At 40.5% G+C, this 18,735-nt stretch carries 22 protein-coding genes and 1 pseudogene; 13 read left to right on the forward strand and 10 right to left on the reverse strand.

What is annotated here, in order from left to right; genetic code table 11:
• Positions 1-99: 99 nt before the first annotated feature.
• The 4 genes from ACOZIR_RS08195 to ACOZIR_RS08210 all read left to right on the forward strand — a co-directional run bounded on the left by ACOZIR_RS08195 (position 100) and on the right by ACOZIR_RS08210 (position 3,613).
• On the forward strand, positions 100-456 hold the full coding sequence (locus tag ACOZIR_RS08195; protein ID WP_237758538.1) for a hypothetical protein: 357 nt from the start codon (positions 100-102) through the stop codon (positions 454-456).
• Between the two features lie 450 nt (positions 457-906).
• Entirely contained in the window at positions 907-2,187 is a 1,281-nt protein-coding gene (locus ACOZIR_RS08200) for a glycosyltransferase (RefSeq protein ID WP_421535549.1), read from the forward strand.
• Positions 2,188-2,209: 22 nt separating this feature from the next.
• The gene (locus tag ACOZIR_RS08205; RefSeq protein ID WP_045294315.1) at positions 2,210-2,866 is read left to right on the forward strand and encodes a TetR/AcrR family transcriptional regulator; all 657 of its coding nucleotides are present in this window, start codon (positions 2,210-2,212) and stop codon (positions 2,864-2,866) included.
• Positions 2,867-3,019: 153 nt separating this feature from the next.
• The gene (locus ACOZIR_RS08210) at positions 3,020-3,613 is read left to right on the forward strand and encodes a hypothetical protein (protein WP_028409296.1); all 594 of its coding nucleotides are present in this window, start codon (positions 3,020-3,022) and stop codon (positions 3,611-3,613) included.
• Positions 3,614-3,775: 162 nt separating this feature from the next.
• Here the strand turns inward: ACOZIR_RS08210 and ACOZIR_RS08215 are convergent.
• From ACOZIR_RS08215 to ACOZIR_RS08240, 6 genes and pseudogenes are all read right to left on the reverse strand, one after another.
• Positions 3,776-4,030: pseudogene (locus ACOZIR_RS08215) on the reverse strand (hypothetical protein); the annotation flags it as partial.
• Between the two features lie 131 nt (positions 4,031-4,161).
• A complete protein-coding gene (locus tag ACOZIR_RS08220) occupies positions 4,162-4,584 on the reverse strand; it encodes a NucA/NucB deoxyribonuclease domain-containing protein (protein ID WP_013083984.1) in 423 nt (140 codons plus the stop codon).
• A gap of 140 nt (positions 4,585-4,724) precedes the next feature.
• Positions 4,725-5,189, reverse strand: coding sequence for a FixH family protein (locus tag ACOZIR_RS08225; RefSeq protein WP_045294261.1), 465 nt, complete (start codon positions 5,187-5,189; stop codon positions 4,725-4,727).
• Positions 5,190-5,218: 29 nt separating this feature from the next.
• Positions 5,219-6,601 (reverse strand): PepSY domain-containing protein, encoded by a 1,383-nt coding sequence (locus ACOZIR_RS08230; protein ID WP_310877894.1) that lies wholly within the window; start codon positions 6,599-6,601, stop codon positions 5,219-5,221.
• Between the two features lie 137 nt (positions 6,602-6,738).
• Positions 6,739-7,380, reverse strand: coding sequence for a response regulator (locus ACOZIR_RS08235; protein ID WP_045294257.1), 642 nt, complete (start codon positions 7,378-7,380; stop codon positions 6,739-6,741).
• On the reverse strand, positions 7,381-8,202 hold the full coding sequence (locus tag ACOZIR_RS08240; RefSeq protein WP_045294255.1) for a sensor histidine kinase: 822 nt from the start codon (positions 8,200-8,202) through the stop codon (positions 7,381-7,383). It abuts the gene before it with no gap.
• A gap of 223 nt (positions 8,203-8,425) precedes the next feature.
• Here ACOZIR_RS08240 and ACOZIR_RS08245 point away from each other — a divergent pair, with 223 nt between their 5' ends.
• Positions 8,426-9,259: an AraC family transcriptional regulator gene (locus tag ACOZIR_RS08245; RefSeq protein WP_310877893.1), complete on the forward strand. Its 834-nt coding sequence runs from the start codon at positions 8,426-8,428 to the stop codon at positions 9,257-9,259.
• Positions 9,260-9,286: 27 nt separating this feature from the next.
• A complete protein-coding gene (locus ACOZIR_RS08250) occupies positions 9,287-9,916 on the forward strand; it encodes a LysE family translocator (RefSeq protein ID WP_310877892.1) in 630 nt (209 codons plus the stop codon).
• 46 nt (positions 9,917-9,962) lie between these two features.
• Here the strand turns inward: ACOZIR_RS08250 and ACOZIR_RS08255 are convergent, their stop codons facing one another.
• Positions 9,963-10,316, reverse strand: coding sequence for a transporter (locus ACOZIR_RS08255; RefSeq protein ID WP_310877985.1), 354 nt, complete (start codon positions 10,314-10,316; stop codon positions 9,963-9,965).
• 217 nt (positions 10,317-10,533) lie between these two features.
• Between ACOZIR_RS08255 and ACOZIR_RS08260 the strand changes: the two genes are divergently transcribed.
• The 3 genes from ACOZIR_RS08260 to cotJC are packed head-to-tail and all read left to right on the forward strand — an operon-like array spanning position 10,534 to position 11,630.
• Positions 10,534-10,782 carry a spore coat associated protein CotJA gene (locus ACOZIR_RS08260; protein ID WP_310877891.1) on the forward strand — a complete coding sequence of 83 codons (249 nt, stop codon included), beginning with the start codon at positions 10,534-10,536 and terminating at the stop codon, positions 10,780-10,782.
• Complete coding sequence (locus tag ACOZIR_RS08265; protein WP_025751042.1) at positions 10,779-11,039, forward strand: spore coat protein CotJB; 261 nt, start codon at positions 10,779-10,781, stop codon at positions 11,037-11,039. The genes ACOZIR_RS08260 and ACOZIR_RS08265 overlap by 4 nt, the downstream gene beginning before the upstream one ends.
• 21 nt (positions 11,040-11,060) lie before the next feature.
• Complete coding sequence (cotJC, locus tag ACOZIR_RS08270; RefSeq protein ID WP_045294248.1) at positions 11,061-11,630, forward strand: spore coat protein CotJC; 570 nt, start codon at positions 11,061-11,063, stop codon at positions 11,628-11,630.
• Between the two features lie 70 nt (positions 11,631-11,700).
• Here cotJC and ACOZIR_RS08275 read toward each other — a convergent pair whose 3' ends face one another.
• Positions 11,701-12,069, reverse strand: a complete 369-nt coding sequence (locus ACOZIR_RS08275) for a nuclear transport factor 2 family protein (protein ID WP_071272898.1) — start codon at positions 12,067-12,069, stop codon at positions 11,701-11,703.
• A gap of 302 nt (positions 12,070-12,371) precedes the next feature.
• On the opposite strand from ACOZIR_RS08275, the gene ACOZIR_RS08280 reads away from it, so the two are divergent.
• Positions 12,372-12,950, forward strand: a complete 579-nt coding sequence (locus ACOZIR_RS08280) for a TetR/AcrR family transcriptional regulator (protein ID WP_045294244.1) — start codon at positions 12,372-12,374, stop codon at positions 12,948-12,950.
• A 26-nt stretch (positions 12,951-12,976) separates the two neighbouring features.
• Positions 12,977-16,126 (forward strand): bifunctional cytochrome P450/NADPH--P450 reductase, encoded by a 3,150-nt coding sequence (locus ACOZIR_RS08285; protein ID WP_310877890.1) that lies wholly within the window; start codon positions 12,977-12,979, stop codon positions 16,124-16,126.
• Positions 16,127-16,201: 75 nt separating this feature from the next.
• On the opposite strand, the gene ACOZIR_RS08290 is transcribed toward ACOZIR_RS08285, so the two are convergent.
• Complete coding sequence (locus ACOZIR_RS08290) at positions 16,202-16,381, reverse strand: hypothetical protein (RefSeq protein ID WP_310877889.1); 180 nt, start codon at positions 16,379-16,381, stop codon at positions 16,202-16,204.
• Between the two features lie 119 nt (positions 16,382-16,500).
• On the reverse strand, positions 16,501-17,436 hold the full coding sequence (locus ACOZIR_RS08295; protein WP_045294240.1) for a helix-turn-helix transcriptional regulator: 936 nt from the start codon (positions 17,434-17,436) through the stop codon (positions 16,501-16,503).
• A 90-nt stretch (positions 17,437-17,526) separates the two neighbouring features.
• Between ACOZIR_RS08295 and ACOZIR_RS08300 the strand changes: the two genes are divergently transcribed.
• On the forward strand, positions 17,527-18,042 hold the full coding sequence (locus ACOZIR_RS08300; protein ID WP_310877888.1) for a dihydrofolate reductase family protein: 516 nt from the start codon (positions 17,527-17,529) through the stop codon (positions 18,040-18,042).
• A 134-nt stretch (positions 18,043-18,176) separates the two neighbouring features.
• Positions 18,177-18,617, forward strand: coding sequence for a cell wall hydrolase (locus ACOZIR_RS08305; RefSeq protein ID WP_013083968.1), 441 nt, complete (start codon positions 18,177-18,179; stop codon positions 18,615-18,617).
• Positions 18,618-18,735: the final 118 nt, after the last annotated feature.

Genomic DNA, 18,735 nt, shown 5'->3' on the forward strand with positions numbered 1-18,735 from the left:
CCCGAAAGGATACTTCTGTAATTTGTATGGCTAACCGACTCCGTTGAACGGGAAGGGTTCCTAAGTCTTTGGAGATTTTAGGAATCTCCTACTTTAAGCTTGCTAAGTGGGGGTAGTTCAATAAAAGAACACAGATATTACGAGTACGAAGAAAACTATTTTTGGCTTGCAGCAAGCGAAGATTTTAGTAAGCTAATTATTCAAGAACCTGATATGGAGAGCTTATTTGGAGCTAAAAGCGAAGACGAAAAACCGGCAACAAAAGAGCTGTTAAGTCAGTGGCTCATTCATACCGAGGCTTATAAAAAGCAATTAAACCAGCATATTAATGACTGCAAAAAAAGTAATGAAACAAATGAGGGCATAACGGCTGTTTTAGAAAAGTTGCTGACTATATCAGCAGCAGACATTGAACAAGTCCCAATTGAGAAATTAGCTGCCTCACGAGCAGTTTAACTTGAAAAATAGGTAACTATTCATAGCTCTAATAGGTAAAAGATGCTTCGTTTAAAACCCGAAGCATCTTTTTTCATTCTTTATAAAGAGGGGGTTATCTTTAGAATGCTCTTTCAGGAGGCGGTTTCTCAATGATTAAAGACATCTATGTCACGTTTTTGGACTTAAGACAAGCAAATTCAACTATGTAACTTTACGAAAAGAGCCTTAGGAAAATAAAGGATAGTAACAAAAACGACAATATTGTCGTTTTTTTATTGACGAAATAACCAGAGAAGGGTACATTATATTAACACGACATAGTTGTCGTTTTAATATAATGTCCCCTTCTCAGGTTAATACGTCAATAAAAAAACGACAATATTGTCGTTTTTTTATTGACGAATTAACCTGAGAAGGGTACATTATATTAAAACGACATAGTTGTCGTTTTAATATAAGGAGGCTGAAATGATGCTTATTACGATGTTAACAACAGGAACTCGAGGAGACACCCAGCCTTTTATGGCTTTAGGATTAGAGCTAAAAAAGAAAGGATACCATGTACGGATTGCCGCTTCAGAAGCTTACCAAAACTTCATAGAATCGTACGGGTTTGAATATGCCATGCTTCGAGGAGATGTTTCTAAAATTATAGAGAGCGGAGCAGCAGACGACGCAATTAATGCAGACAATCCTCTCAAATTTTTTTCAAGCTTAAAAAATGAAAAGATGATGGGTATGATGATTAATATACAAGAAGATTTGCACAAAGCATGCAAAGGAGCCGATGCAATTGTATATCATCCAGGTGCGGCAATTGGTTACTTTGCTGCTAAAGAGATGAATATACCAAGTATCTTAGCCAGCCCTTTTCCAATGACACCAACAAAAGACTATCCAGCTTTAATTTTTTATGATCGACCACGATTTGGAAAAATATACAATAAGCTGACGCATCGCATTTTTGAATGGGGATTTTGGAAAGTAGTAAGTGGTCCTTTAAAAAAATATTGGGTTCAGCAGCATGGAGAAGGACCTGAAGATTTTTTATGTCCGTACCCAAAGCAGCGTACAGCAGCTAACCCAACTATTATTTCATCAAGTCCCGCCGTATTTTCCGTATCTAAAGATTGGCCTGAACACGTTCATTCCTACGGAAATTGGTTTATGGACAGTGACCATAGCTATGAGCCGGAAGAGAAGCTGGAAAGATTTTTAAAGGATGGAGAACCACCGGTTTACATTGGATTTGGCAGTGTTGGGGATAAAAAAAACGCAGACGAAACGACTGCTTTAGTGATTAAAGCCTTAAAACTTGCCGGGAAACGAGGTATCATCAATATAGGAGGAAGTGGAATGAATCACACGAGGGAGATAACAGAAGACATTTTATTTGTAAAAGATATCCCTCATGAGTGGCTGTTTCCTAAAATGTCTGCCGTTGTTCATCATGGAGGAGCGGGAACAATAGCCGAAGGCCTTCGAGCTGGGGTTCCAAGTGTTATTATTCCTTATGGAAATGACCAATTCGCTTGGGGAAGAAAAATTCATGAGCTAGGAGCTGGAGCAAAAGCCATTCCTAGAAAAGAATTGACGGCTGAAAAATTATCCGCAGCTATTTCCTATACGCAAGTTAATGAAATTCAATCCAAAGCACAAGAAATCGGAAAACAAATCCGAGCTGAACAAGGAGCCGAAAAAGCAGCTCAGGTGATTATTAATACACTCGAGACATTCGGGAATAAATAAAAAGTAAGCGAGCGTGAAAAAAATGCCAAAAGTAAGGGAAGGATACGCTGAAAAAAAGAAGCAAGAGATTTTAGAAGCAGCCAAAAGAGTATGCAAGAGCAAACCGGTGCATGATGTAGCCATGCGAGATATCGTTTTGGAAGCTGGAATGAGTCAAGGAGGCGTGTACAAATATTTTTCAAACCTTGATGAAGTATTTGTCGGACTTCTTAATCAAGAAAGCGTCAGCTATAAAGTAAAAGATAAAATTGAAGCCCTGCTTCAGACAAAGAAAGATCCTTTTGAAATGTTACATGATTTCATTATGTATATTGGAGAGCATATCCAAGAATCGATGACAGCAGGAGGAGAAATTTACTTTGAAATAGTAGCGTTGTATTCAAAAGACCCTCAGCGTTTTATGAAAATTGAAGATCAGCTAGTTGAAGTATCAAACCTTAAATATATTCAAAAAAAGCTTCACGACTTTATTACGGAACAAATAGAAGTAAAGAATTTTTCTCCGGCTGTACCAGCAGATGACCTGCTAGCTTTTATGGCTACAACCGTCAACGGAATTACACAAAATCCAGCGCCGGTTTACAACGTCGATGAACAGAAACAAGTTGCAGAAGAGGCAAACGTAGAACGTCATATCAATACGCTGTCAATAGCTGTCCGAAAGCTGTTAGGTGAATAAGTCACATCTGCAATCTTGAAATGTTCCCTATCGTATTGCTAGCAGCGTTAAGTATAGTGAGAAAAAAGGTACTCACTTCTTCGTCTCCTTTGAATAGTTTTGCAAAAATTAAGCATAATACGACTGCAAACTATATTTAAGGAGATGGAAAAAATGAAAAAAGGGCTTATCATTGCTTCTTCAGTTCTTTTTCTTTCAGGCTTAGCTGCATGTGGAGGAAATAAAGACAATAACGCAATGGACAATACTCAAAATGACTTACGCAACACTTCTACAAACGACGGGGTTGATAACAATATCCCAATGGATAACACTGATCAGCCGACCAAGTCAGTTGAAGCAGCGCAAAATGTAGAAGATATGAAGGAAGTTGACGATGCATATGTGCTTCGCGATAATAATAACGCCTATGTAACGGTAGACTTAGCTGGAAATGACGCAGCGGACAACAATGATAACGGCAAGGTAAACACCGTAACGTATAACGGGGATACTTATCATGAAGTTTCAACTGATTTTGAACAAAAAATTGCGGACCGCGTAAGAGAAGCAGATAGTAAAATCGACAAAGTATACGTGGCGTTTGTAAACACGGGCTTAGACAATATGAACAACAACAATAACGTACCTGGCGTAGATAAAAATGACAAGATGTATCGAGATGATGAAAAAGACAACAACCGTGATCCAGAAGATATTGTAGAAGATCCAAAAGATATGATGGACCGTAACAACAAAGATCAATAACATCAAAAAGGCCTCTGAATCACCAGAGGCCTTTGGTTCATTAACTAAGTTCAAGTAAAGAAATAAAAATCGGAAGAACACAGCAAGAAACGGCTGAAATAAAATCAAGCTCGTTCTGTTTTTTGCAGAAAGCGTGAACTCCATCAAAATAATTGTCAGGATACTCATGAAAAGCGTTGCATAAAAAAGAAAATCGCGCTGACTTTCCACTAAAAACAACACCGCATTTAAAATCAAAATAACGGCATAAAGAAACTTAAGCAGCACGTGAAGCTGCATGCTGAATTTATTCTCTTGTTTGCAGCGCAAGATATAGACAAAAAAGAAAATAAATAAAGTTAATTGCCATGAGGCAGGAAGTAACTGCTGCCATAGATTGTCCAAGAAACTCATTCCTCCTATAAAACGATGATGCATATATGTAACACACACGTTTTTATTTTAAAAGTGAAGAGTATCTTTAGGCAAGAGCAATTTTTCTTTTTTTATTCTTTTTCTTATACAGGCTCTCAACATAAAAAAAAGAACGGTCGCGATGACCATTCTTTTTACTTCACTTCAATTAAAACCTTCGTGCCGTCTGGAAACTCATCCACTTGATGTGAGATCCAAGACCCGGCGCCTCGGTTGTCTGAAGGCTTTACATATTCAATATCTGCACCGTTTCCGCCTTCTTCACAAAAGGCCATCGGAAACTCATCTCGATCGTAGCCGCTTTTAGTCGGAATGCCTTTTAAAGATTCACGGCGGTTTTCTTCAGCACCGTCTCGGTCGATTGTACAAACAGCCGATTTTCCTTTATCGATTGCATGTTGAATGTGCGCTGCAGTTTCAGGGTAACGATCAGCAGGGAAGGTAATTACTTCATCGTAGGAGGTATTCGTTGAAGAGTTCTGCTCTAACGGATTTCCTTCAATCATAACAATAACGGCTAATACTAAAATTAAAATACCAGAAACAATTTTTTTCAATCTGTAAAACTCCTTTATAAAACGTTTATCACTTTTATTTTAAAGTAATAAGAAAAAAATGTAAAAACATATAATGGAACTAGCTAGAATTCATAAGAGAAATATAAGCTCACGTTCAGCCGCTAAACGTGAGCTTATGTCTAATGATGAGAGTGATGATGATGCGTTTCATTTTCAGCTGGCTGCAGTGAACGTAACTCTTCTTTCGATAATTTGCCTACTGCGACTTGCTGAGTAGGAAGGATGTGCTCACCGCGGGCATTAATATCGGTTTTAATATAGTAAATACCATCCTCTTTAAAGGTTGCTTTTGCTTTATACATACTGCCGTCATAATGTGCCTTTGCTGTTTCAACTTTACCGGGAGCATCTTTTTTCCACACTTTAAACTGAACGATTTTGGCATCATCCACCGTTTTATTTTCTTGCATTACGTGCACTTCTAGTACCTGTGTGCTCTGTGGCTCTATATTTTCAGGAAGCATCACATGCGCAGACAGAGGCTTTGGCTGCTTGTAGAGCTGGTCTGCGTTACTGTTTACAGAGCACGCGGAAAGTACAAGCGTACTGAGTATGACCAATCCGGGTATTTTCCATTTGTTCATTGTTACTGCACCTCACATCGTTTCATAAATCATGCGTTTAAAAACCGCTTCAATGCTGGAATTCGTTTGATAACAAAGAAATCTAAAAGCCACACGATAACTAAGGACAGTCCGACTAAAGGAAAGAGGATACCAAACACGACGATTATACACGTCACAATTCGCATTGTATTTCCTTCAGGAACTTTTGGAGCCCCCATATTTTTAGCAGGCTTCCGTTTCCACCACAGTAAGGCCCCGCTGATAGCGATACCAGCAATTCCGATACAAATAATAAGCCCTATAAGCTGATTGATAAATCCAAACTGTGTGCCTTTATGAAGCGTAATACCAAGCGCAATCAATTTGCCCATAAATCCATAGTTGTCGTACCGATAATCGGCTACCACAGCTCCGGTGTATTGATCAAGGTGAATAGTTGCTTCATCCTGAGCTCTTGGTGAAAAAACAGAAAGCGTATACACGCCTTGAGGCTCTTGTGGAATGGAAATGGTGTAGCCGTCGTGAATATGCTGTTCTCTTGCAATCGTGACAATGTCATCAAGCGATACTTTTGTATAGTGCGAAGCTGTGGAGCTTGGCACTTCTAACGTTTCAGCTCCCCAAGGTACGTCCGCTACATCTTTTGTTTGCACGGTTGAAGTAGGAGCACTGCCTACCCAAATAGACGGAGGGTATCCAACGCCTGCGTTTGTGGCGATTTGCTGAAACGCATTGCCCCATAGTCCTGACCACGGAAGTCCCGTTAGTACAAGAACAAGCATCCCGGCTGAAATCCAGAAGGCCGGTACTGCATGAAGGTCGCGCATCAGTACGTTTTTACCTTTTGAAAAACGAGGAATCAGCACGCCTTTTATTTTGTCTTTTTTACGCGGCCACCATAAAAAAGCACCGGTTACAATTAAGACAATTGCCCAGCAGGCCGCAAGTTCTACGATACGATCACCGGCTGTTCCTGCCATCAGCTCTCCGTGGAACTCTTCAATTTGATTCATCAAGCGACTCGAATCATCTAATTTCCCTATGATGTGACCATTGTGAGGGTTAACAAAAATCGTATATGTACTGTCTTTTAATGAAATTCCTACTTCTGAAGAACAAGTAGAGCGCTCACTGGGCTTATAAGTCATCACATCAGCGTCTGGATATTTTTCCTTTACAGCCTGTACTTGTGCTGAAGGGGATACGGACTGTGACTGAGCTTGTACATGATACAAGTCGTGATACAGTCTTTCTTCAATTTGAGGCTTGAATAAATACATCCCGCCAGTAACAGCTAATATAAGAAGAAACGGAGTAAACACTAAACCTGCATAAAAATGCCAGCGCCATATGGCTTTGTATAGACCTTGAGAACGCGCCGTGCTTTTTTTAGCTGTACTCGCTGATTCTTCGCGCTTTTCCTGCATCATTTTTCTCTTTTCCTCCTTTTTACTAACTAACGTGCTTTTATTATAGAAGGAAAGGGAGAATTAGCCATCACCCCTGAGAGTGATTGTTGGGGCTTATAAGAGGAAGGGGCTAATAAAAAAACAGCTCGTGAAAGCTGTTAGTTCATTAAGCCATTTTGAAACGCATAGCTTGTCAGCTGCACGCGATTTTCTAAATGAAGCTTGCTTAAAATGTTTTTTAAATGGCTTTTTACCGTGTGTTCAGAAATAAATAACTGCGCGGAGATATCGCGGTTCGACAGTCCTTTAGCCACTAATTGAAGTACTTCAAGCTCTCGTGCAGAAAGGGGAGTATCGGGTTTTGTAATAGACGTTTCCTGAGGAAACTCTTTTAAAATTTGAAACGCAATTTCTTTTGACATAGGAACTTCGTCTAAAGCGAATGCACGCAAATAGTCGTACCACACTTCAGACTGCAGGTTTTTTAACAAATAGCCCTGTGCGCCTTTTTTCAGCGCATCAAATAAATCCGTAATATCGTCTGAAACCGTGATGACAACAATTTTAACGTATGGAAACTGAAGCTTAATTTGTTTTGTTGCCTCTAAACCGTCCATCACAGGCATTCCTATATCCATTAAAACGATATCGGGCATTAATTTTCCGGTCAGTTCAATGGCTTCTTGCCCGTTGGTTCCTTCGCCAACAATAATAAAATCTTCATATTCTTCTAAAATATCGCGAATGCCTTCTCTTGCGTGAGCGTGATCATCTACAATCAAAATACGAAACGGCTGCATTTACGTAACCTCCTTTTTAATACTAACAATGGTCTGGTTCTGTTTTCGCTGAATGGAAAAGTCCCAGTTCATATCTTTAGCACGATCTTTCATAATTTGCAGGCCAAGACCAGCCTTGAGAGATTCAGAGGTGAAACCTATACCGAAATCTGTAATTTCACAAATCCATCCGCCTGCTGTTTCACTGGCTCTAATCCAGATTTTATTTGTTTTTGCATGTTTAATGACGTTCATAGCAGCTTCTTTCACACAGGCAAACAGCTCATTTTTTTCTTTTCTCGACAGCGTTGTTTCTGACAGTCTCCAATCTAAATTTACATCTAGTAAATGAGTATGTGTTAAATCATCGACGTATTGATGGATGCTTTCAGTCCAGCTTTCTGAAGAGTCTGAAGGAGAATGCTTTAAATTTGTAATCGCTTGGCGCGTATCGTCGTGAACATGCTGCAGGGTTTGCTTCATTCGGATAAAATCGGGATCCTGCTCTAAGCTGTTTTTTCTTCCGAACTTGTTCATTTTAACAGACAGGAGAAACAGCGACTGCGCAATGCCGTCATGCAGTTCACGAGCTAATTTTTCACGTTCAATAAGCGCTGCTTTGTTTTCTTTTTCTTGCCTTAGTTCTTCTTGTATTTTTTCTAAAATAGAAAATAAATAGCGGACAAACACAAGCGTGACAAAAAAGACAAGCAGTGGAGAAAGAACATTTCCCATATCCATTGAGATGTAAGGGAGCAAAAAGGCATGGCGAACATACTCCCAAAGCGCGATGGTCAGAGTTGGAAGAAGCAAAATCAGCCATTTAATTTGTCTATATTTCACGGTACCCCTTCTTTCGTCCATAAAATGTGTCTATATTTTATCATTTGAGCGGAAAATTACTAGAGGAAAGAAGAGAAATCACTCTTAAGAGTGATTAGTACCACCCGTAGCTAAACGGATAAAAATAATGGAAAAAAGTCTCATCTGCAATATCATACAAGAAAAATGTTCGAGTGAATGGTATGGTTAAAAAGCTTAGTATGTGACAAGGAGGGGTCGATTGATGACAAAAGAAATTCGCACGGCGCACGTTGACGCCGATTTACATATTGAAGCTTATCGTTTTAAAGGAATTATGCAAAAGTTTCCTGCTCATTTTCACGAGTATTATGTGATTGGATTTATTGAAGAAGGCCAGCGTCATTTAATTTGCCAAGGCAAAGAATACATTATTAATCCAGGAGATTTGCTGCTGTTTAATCCGTATGATGTCCATAGCTGTGAACAAATAGACGGCAAAACGCTTGATTATCGCTGTATTAATGTGATGTCAGAAGTGATGAAAAAAGCTGTTTTTGACATTAACGGCAGTGAAAGTCTTCCGCATTTTAACAGCAGCGTGGTGCAAAGAAGTGATGCTGTCTCTAGTTTAAAAGAGCTTCATTTGCAAATTTTAAATGGTGAACGTGAGTTTAAGAAAGAAGAGTTATTTTTATATTTGCTAGAAGAACTCATGCAGGATCATTCAAATCTTTCTTTTCTTTCATCAGCCGTTGACACGTCTCATGAAATCACAACGATCTGCAGCTATTTGGAAGACAACTATACAAACAAGATCACGCTGGATGAGTTAAGTCAGCTAATTGGATGGAGCAAATACCGGCTGCTGCGCTCTTTTATAAAGCAAAAAGGAATCTCGCCATACAGCTACTTGGAAACAATACGAATCAATCAGGCTAAAAAGCTGCTAGAGCAAGGAAAAAAACCGATTGACGTATCTTTTTTAACGGGATTCAGTGATCAAAGCCATTTGACTCGGTTTTTTAAAAGTCAGGTTGGGTTAACGCCAAAACAATACATGAAAATATTTGAAAGTGAAAAGAAAACAGGATGCTAGTAATAGCTTAAAAGGGAGAGAAATACTGTGGATCATTTAGCAGCTTACATGCTGATGGCGCTGGTTATGTCGATGATACCTGGTGCTGATACAGTTCTTATCATGAAAAATACGCTTCATCACGGAGCAAAAGCGGGACGTTTTACCATACTTGGCATGGCTACAGGCCTCACGTTTTGGACGTTCATTGCTGTGCTTGGCTTGTCTGTTGCTATTGCGCAGTCGGTGTACCTGTTTAACATCATTAAATACATAGGGGCAGCGTACTTATTTTACTTAGGCATCAGAATATTTCTGACAAAAAACACCCTCTCATTGGAGGCCATTTCAGAAGAAACGAAAACTGTAAAGTCTTCATCTAATCGCTGCTATAAAGAATCATACATGCAAGGGGCTCTTAGTAATTTTCTTAATCCTAAAACGGTATTGGTTTATATTACGTTTATGCCACAGTTTATTAACTTGGATGCAGACACAAATCAACAGCTGCTTATACTTGGTTTTATTTTGACGCTCATAGCGGTAGGGTGGTTTTTAATTTTGGTGTATGTAATAGATTACGTGAAAAGGTGGCTTAAAAAACCGTTATTCCAAAAAGCTTTTCAACGATGCAGCGGAGTGCTGCTGATTGGTTTTGGAATAAAAACAATAGTGTAGTAATAGTTAGCAAGCAAAAAAGCCTTATTGAAAAATAAGGCTTTTTTTACGTTTGAAAACACGTAAACGAAACAATTTGTCGTGTATCGACACCAAAAATGGTCCAAAAACGTCCGTTCCATCTAAATCCTGTAACCGATCGCGGTCCTACAAAAATAGGAAAATACCAGAAGCTAGAGCCGTTTCTAAGCCATATGAACGTATTGCGGAAGAGACATAGAGAAATGGCTCCTGGGTCAACAGCAAATGGAGTTGCTGTTTGTTGAGCTGGAATAAATGCCGGCGGAGGAGAAGTTGGAGCTTGCTGCGGGTTAGGTGTAGGTAAACCGCCTGGTGGCCTAGGTGGACCGGGCGGGAGCTGAAGTCCAGGAAATCTTGCGGGGTAAGAATAAAAATCCATGTAATTAATGTCCAATTTTTAATCACCTCTATTTTTTTATCACTATTTTATAAAGTATGAGAAAGCTGCCTAAAGGGATTGGGCAACTATCACGTTTTTTACATAGGTCTTTTTTATGAAGAAAAGTTTGGTTCCTAAGTCGGAAATAAATTCCTTCATGAACTCGATAACAGCTGAATAGGATAAAACAGAGTGTGTTTTTAGAGGAGGACTTCTCATGGATAACAATCCAAAAAAGATGTTTACACCGGTTAAGACCTATCAACCTTTCCACGGTATCTATGATCCGTGCCGGCCGATAGGAGTTAAATATTATTCTACGCCGCCTCAATTATACATGGGATTTCAGCCCCCGAATCTGCAGCAGTTTACACCGAAAGAAGCGCTAAAAAAAGGAACGCTGTGGCCGGCTTTTTGGGACTACTATGAAAATCCATACAAAGATAAGAAGAGGGATGAAGAATGAAAAAACTACCTCCGGAGTACTATCAGGATTTAGAAGAAATACAGGCGATCGATTTTGCATTAGTAGAATTAACGCTGTATTTAGATACCCATCCGAATGACCAGCAGGCTATGCAGCAGTTTAACGAATACGCGCAGCAGGCTATGCAGTTAAAAAGAAACTTTGAAACAAAGTACGGGCCGCTCCAGCAATATGGAAACAGCTATACCGACGGAAAGTGGAGCTGGGGAACAAGCCCTTGGCCATGGCAAATATAAGCAGATAAAGGCGGGAACTATATGTGGGTGTATGAAAAGAAATTGCAGTATCCAGTGAAAGTAAGCACGTGTAATCCAACGCTTGCCAAATATTTAATGGAACAGTACGGGGGAGCGGACGGAGAGCTGGCAGCAGCACTTCGGTATTTGAATCAGCGCTATACAATTCCCGATAAAGTTGTTGGACTGTTAAACGATATTGGTACAGAAGAGTTTGCACATCTTGAAATGATTGCGACGATGATTTATAAGCTAACAAAAGATGCTACGCCGGAGCAGCTGAAGGCAGCGGGATTGACAGAACACTATGTGAACCATGATAGTGCACTTTATTATAATAATGCTGCTGGCGTTCCGTTTACAGCTACGTATATCCAGGCAAAAGGAGACCCGATTGCAGATCTTTATGAAGACATAGCGGCAGAAGAAAAAGCAAGAGCTACATATCAATGGTTAATTGATATATCAGATGATCCCGATTTAAACGACAGCTTACGATTTTTACGAGAAAGAGAGATTGTTCATTCACAGCGGTTCCGTGAGGCGGTGGAGATTTTAAAAGATGACAGAGACAGTAAAAAAATCTTTTAACTAGCCAAAAAACATCCCCCTTGGCAAATGAGAATAAAAGGAGGGATGTTTTTTGTTGTGGCAGCGTTGATTATACGCTAGAGCTGCAGTGACAAGAAACAACCTTTAATTTTCCTCCAACATCTTTCCAAATTCGCGTATAGCTGTATTCGCCTCCAAGGGCTTCACCGGTTGCCAGCGATCCATTTACCGCTACCTTTGTAACCGTAACGGCAAGTTCTTGAAACAGTTTAATTTCTTGTTCCAACACTTCGATGCCTGTTATATCAAGACTTTTAGAACGATACGTATCTATATCTTCCTCTTTTGAAAGCCGTTGCCCCAGATGATTCACAAAAATAAGCTCGTTTGAAAGCAATTCTTCTAACAGCTCTACGTTACTAGAAAGTATGGCTGAACGAAGCATTTCCTCGTATTCTATCACTTTGGCTTGATTCATTTTTTTTCCTCCTTTACGCCTTATGTAACACTTTTCTATTTCCACCTTACTTTTCCCTTAAACGTCTGTCTTTGAGGTTTGTGTTAATTTATGTTAATAGAGGGGATAAGTGGACTAATTTTCTGTAAGCACAAAAGATTCTGAAAGACTCTGTTAATTACCTTTAAATGGTATAAAATTAGAATAAAAGAACCTTTTATTTCCACTTTTCTAGTTATCTTTTTACTATTAAGATGCAGTTTTTTATACTTGTAATTGTAACGGAATGAACGTTCATTCCGTTTTTGGAAAGAGGTGATAAAGTGGAATCTACTCCAACAAAACAAAAAGCGATTTTTTCTGCTTCGCTTCTGCTGTTTGCAGAAAGAGGGTTTGATGCAACAACGATGCCAATGATTGCAGAAAATGCCAAAGTAGGAGCAGGAACAATTTATCGCTATTTTAAAAATAAAGAAAGCCTTGTAAACGAACTGTTTCAACAGCATGTAAACGAGTTTTTACAGTGCATTGAAAGCGGTCTGGCAAACGAGAGAGATGGATACCGAGATGGATTTCATCATATCTTTGAAGGTATGGTGACATTCACTAAAAATCATCCTCGTGCTCTTGGTTTTATTAAAACTCATAGCCAAGGAGCTTTTTTAACAGAAGAGAGCCGCTTAGCATATCAAAAGCTGGTGGAATTTGTTTGCACATTCTTTAGAGAAGGACAAAAGCAAGGCATTATTAGAAACCTTCCTGAAAATGCGCTAATTGCTATTTTATTTGGAAGCTTTATGGAAGTATATGAAATGATTGAAAATGACTATTTATCTTTAACTGATGAACTTCTTGCCGGCGTAGAAGAGAGTCTGTGGGCAGCACTTAGCAGACAATCATGAAACTTAACAAGTGAAAGAGGGATATGATGACAATTAAAGAAATGCCTCAGCCAAAAACGTTTGGAGAGCTTAAAAATTTACCGCTATTAAACACAGATAAACCAGTTCAAGCTTTGATGAAAATTGCGGATGAACTAGGAGAAATCTTTAAATTTGAAGCGCCTGGCCGTGTAACGCGCTACTTATCAAGTCAGCGTCTAATTAAAGAAGCATGCGATGAATCACGCTTTGATAAAAACTTAAGTCAAGCGCTTAAATTTGTACGTGATTTTGCAGGAGACGGATTATTTACAAGCTGGACGCATGAAAAAAATTGGAAAAAAGCGCATAATATCTTACTTCCAAGCTTCAGTCAGCAAGCAATGAAAGGCTACCACGCGATGATGGTCGATATCGCCGTGCAGCTTATTCAAAAATGGGAGCGTCTAAATGCAGATGAGCATATTGAAGTACCGGAAGATATGACGCGCTTAACGCTTGATACAATCGGTCTTTGCGGCTTTAATTACCGCTTTAACAGCTTTTACCGCGATCAGCCGCACCCGTTTATTACAAGCATGGTCCGTGCACTGGATGAAGCGATGAACAAGCTGCAGCGAGCAAATCCGGATGACCCGGCTTACGATGAAAATAAGCGTCAGTTTCAAGACGACATTAAGGTGATGAACGATCTTGTGGATAAAATTATTGCAGATCGCAAAGCAAGCGGTGAACAAAGCGATGATTTGTTAACGCATATGCTAAACGGGAAAGATCCAGAAACAGGTGAGCTGCTTGATGACGAGAACATTCGCTATCAAATTATTACCTTCTTAATTGCGGGACACGAAACAACAAGTGGTCTTTTATCATTTGCGCTGTATTTCTTAGTGAAAAATCCACATGTATTACAAAAAGCAGCAGCAGAAGCAGCGCGAGTTCTAGTAGATCCTGTTCCAAGCTACAAACAAGTCAAACAGCTTAAATATGTGGGCATGGTCTTAAATGAAGCGCTGCGCTTGTGGCCAACGGCTCCTGCGTTTTCTCTATATGCAAAAGAGGATACGGTGCTTGGAGGAGAATATCCGTTAGAAAAAGGGGATGAACTGATGGTACTGATTCCTCAGCTTCACCGTGATAAAACAATTTGGGGAGACGATGTAGAAGAGTTCCGCCCAGAGCGTTTTGAAAACCCAAGCGCGATTCCGCAGCATGCGTTTAAACCATTTGGAAACGGTCAGCGCGCGTGTATCGGTCAGCAGTTCGCTCTTCATGAAGCAACGCTTGTACTTGGTATGATGCTAAAACACTTTGATTTTGAAGATCACACAAACTACGAGCTAGATATTAAAGAAACGTTAACGTTAAAACCTGAGGGCTTTGTGGTAAAAGCAAAATCGAAACAAATTCCGCTTGGCGGCATTCCTTCACCAAGCCGAGAGCAGTCAGCTAAAAAAGAGCGCAAAACCGTAGAAAACGCTCATAATACGCCGCTGCTTGTGCTATACGGTTCAAATATGGGAACAGCCGAAGGAACGGCGCGGGATTTAGCGGATATTGCGATGAGCAAAGGATTCGCACCGCAAGTCGCAACGCTTGATTCCCACGCAGGAAATCTTCCGCGTGAAGGAGCTGTGTTAATTGTAACGGCTTCGTATAACGGACATCCGCCTGATAACGCAAAGCAGTTTGTCGAGTGGTTAGACCAAGCGTCTGCTGATGAAGTCAAAGGCGTTCGCTACTCCGTATTTGGATGCGGCGATAAAAACTGGGCTACTACGTATCAAAAAGTGCCTGCTTTTATTGATGAAACGCTTGCGGCTAAAGGGGCAGAAAACATCGCTGAACGCGGCGAAGCAGATGCAAGCGACGACTTTGAAGGCACATACGAAGAATGGCGTGAACACATGTGGAGTGACGTAGCAGCCTACTTTAACCTCGACATTGAAAATAGTGAAGATAATCAATCTACGCTTTCACTTCAATTTGTCGACAGCGCTGCGGACATGCCGCTTGCGAAAATGCACGGTGCGTTTTCAGCAAACGTCGTAGCAAGCAAAGAACTTCAACAGCCAGGTAGTGCACGAAGCACGCGACACCTTGAAATTGAACTTCCAAAAGAAGCTTCTTATCAAGAAGGAGATCATTTAGGTATTATTCCTCGCAACTATGAAGGAATAGTAAACCGTGTAACAGCAAGGTTCGGTCTAGATGCATCACAGCAAATCCGCCTGGAAGCTGAAGAAGAAAAATTAGCGCATTTGCCACTCGGCAAAACAGTATCAGTAGAAGAGCTTCTGCAATATGTAGAGCTTCAAGATCCTGTTACGCGCACGCAGCTTCGCGCAATGGCTGCTAAAACGGTCTGCCCGCCGCATAAAGTGGAGCTTGAAGCCTTGCTTGAAAAGCAAGCGTACAAAGAACAAGTACTGGCAAAACGCTTAACAATGCTTGAACTGCTTGAAAAATACCCGGCGTGTGAAATGGAATTCAGCGAATTTATCGCTCTTCTTCCAAGCATGCGTCCGCGCTATTACTCAATTTCTTCATCACCTCGTGTCGATGAAAAACAAGCAAGCATCACGGTCAGCGTTGTTTCAGGAGAAGCGTGGAGCGGATATGGAGAATATAAAGGAATTGCGTCGAACTATCTTGCCGAGCTGCAAGAAGGAGATACGATTACGTGCTTTGTTTCCACACCGCAATCAGGCTTTACGCTGCCAAAAGACTCTGAAACACCGATTATCATGGTCGGACCGGGAACAGGCGTCGCGCCGTTTAGAGGCTTTGTGCAGGCTCGCAAGCAGTTAAAAGAACAAGGACAGTCGCTTGGAGAAGCGCATTTATACTTTGGCTGCCGTTCACCTCATGAAGACTATCTGTATCAAGAAGAGCTTGAAAACGCACAAAATGAAGGTGTCGTTACGCTTCATACCGCTTTTTCACGCGTACCAAATCAGCCGAAAACATACGTTCAGCACCTGATGGAACAAGACGGTACGAAATTGATTGAACTTCTTGGTCAAGGAGCGCACTTCTATATTTGCGGAGACGGAAGCCAAATGGCGCCTGACGTTGAAGCAACGCTTATTAAAAGCTATGCTGATGTTCATAAAGTAAGTGAAGCAGACGCTCGCTTATGGCTGCAGCAGCTAGAAGAAAAGGGCCGATACGCAAAAGACGTGTGGGCTGGGTAAATAAAAAATAACCTCCGCTATTTAGCGGAGGTTATTTTTTATAGCGAGAGTGAGACATAACTAAAGCCATATCATCTAAAGACGAACAAAAACGAGAAATGAACTCGTATGGATCTCTTGTGACACCGCCGTTGATTTCCGTGCAAGACTTCGCTTTCCGCGGGCGGCCGGTGAGCCTCCTCGTCGCTTGCGCTCCTGTGGGGTCTCACCTGTTCCGCTTTTCCCGCAGGAGTCTTCGTCTTGCCCTCCAATCACCTGCTAGAAGTAGCCATATACATGAAACCTACATAATGAAAAAATCGGGACGAATTTCATTCTCTATCAAGAGTCTCAGTTCACCGTTCCTTCCCTAAAAAACTACTTTTGTCTCCACCTCATTTATATCGCCTCAGCGTTTCTTCTGCGTGAGAGCAAATCTTTTCAATTAGCTCCTGAGGTTCTTCAATAAGGGCATGAGCCCCTAAGGTATAGAAAAAAGAAGCCATGTAGTTTAATTCATTACCATCAGTTATCGTATCAATATAGCCACCGCCATCCCGCGCCGCCTTCACATGATTTTCAAGCCATGGAACACCCTTACACTGACGAACGCCTTCGTGCGTCAAGGTTACTTTTAACGAAATCGGCTGTGAGTTTACAGGTTCTGTTTCAAGCCATTCCTTTAACGTAAGAGACATCTTTTCGTCTTTTTCTAAAACCTTTAACGAGTGAATACGATCTGCTCGAAACAATAATACTTTTTGCTTATCGTAGGAATAGGCAGGGCAGTACCATAAACCGTTATGAGCATAAATTCCAAGGGGTTTGACTTCTTTTCTTGTTTGACCCGCCTTTGAATCATAAAGAAATTCAATATATTTTCCTGCAAGGCTTGCTTCTAACAGCTCTTTTAAATAAGGAGTGTCTAGTTTTCTTTTAGGATTCCAAAACGCAATATGAGCACTCATTTTATCTACTTTTTTCTTTGTTTCCTCAGACAGGTACACATAAAATTTTTGAAGAGCCGCATGAATTTCTGCATCAAACGGAAGGTCATGATAATACTGCAGAGCTTGATAAGCAAAAAAGATAGAAATAGCTTCTTCTTCCGTAAATAAAATAGGAGGAAGAATACGATTTTTTAATACTTTGTAGCCGCCGCCCCGTCCTTTTTCACTGTAAAGAGGCAGTCCTAATTCACTTAAGTCCAGTAAATAGCGCTGAACGGTCCGCACGGAAAGACCAAATTCCTCTGCTAGTTCTTTTGCCGTAAACGTTCTTTTTGTATTAATAAACATGAGCATATCAACAAGTCGTGTAGACTTAGCCACTTATTTTCACCTTTTTCTTTTAATATGACAAAAAGTGTCGTATTAAAATGATATCATACAGAAACAGTAAAGTTGAAAGGAGAAAAGGGAATGAAGAAAAAAATCGTCGTATATATTGCGGCAAGCTTAGATGGATATATTGCAAGAGAAAACGGAGAGATTGACTGGCTAGAAAGCGTAGAAGGAGAGGGAGACAATGGCTACGAAGCGTTTTATCAAACGTGTGATGCGGTCGTTATGGGAAAGGCTACGTACGACCACGTGCTGAAGCTCACACCAGATTTTCCTTATCACGATAAAAAGTGCTACGTGTTTAGCCGCTCAGCTCAAGGAAAAGGTCCGTATGCAGAGTTTATAAACGAAAGCGTGGCGTCATTTCTCAACAACCTCAGTCAAGATACGAAAAAAATATGGCTGGTGGGAGGCGCTGATATTCTCGCTGATTTCTTAACAGCAGAGAGGGTGGATGAATTTATTATATCTGTCATTCCCGTTTTGCTTGGGGCTGGTATTCCGCTGTTTAAGCAAGGGATTCCAGAAATGCACTTGAAGCTTACCGATATGAAGCAGTACGGGCAAATCGCTCAGCTGTATTATGAAAAATAATAAGCTCTTCGTAATTGAAACTCTTTCTGTAGTGTCGGTGTGCTTAGCGTGTATTTAACATCCAGCTACTGTTATTTTAGGGACAGTGACATCAAGACCAGCTTTTTCTCATAGTATATTTTTGGGGTGAAAAAATGCCAAGAGTAAATTATCGAGATTCAGACGTTGCTTTAATGGCAAGGATGATGAGAGCAGAGGCTGAAGGCGAAGGAAAACAAGGCATGCTGTATGTTGGAAATGTCATTGTAAATCGCCTTAAAGCAAACTGTTTAGATTTCAAGAATTTAAGATCCGTTCCGCAAGTTATTTATCAGGTGCAGGGAGGCAACTATTCGTTCGAGGCTGTTCAAAAAGGAAACGTATTTTATCAAAGAGCAAGAGGTGTTGAAAAAAGGTTAGCCAAAAAGAATTTGGATTATTGGAGAGAACATCCCGGGAAATATGCACTGTGGTACTTTAATCCATCCGCTCCATGCCCTCCAACCTGGTACGGTCAACCCGCTTCTGGTCAATACAAAAATCATTGCTACTATGAGCCAAAGCCTGGAACATGCGCTAGCGTTTATAACGGGTAGATAGCTTAGAAGATATGCTGCACTTTGAAAGTCTGGCCTCAAATCCAAACATTGAGCTGCAGGTGACAAGGTAATCGTTTTTCATATAATAAGAGAAAGCCCTCTTTTAATAAAGGGG

The sequence above is a fragment of the Priestia sp. D3YE.R1 genome (assembly GCF_049199565.1).
Lineage (GTDB): Bacteria > Bacillota > Bacilli > Bacillales > Bacillaceae_H > Priestia > Priestia aryabhattai.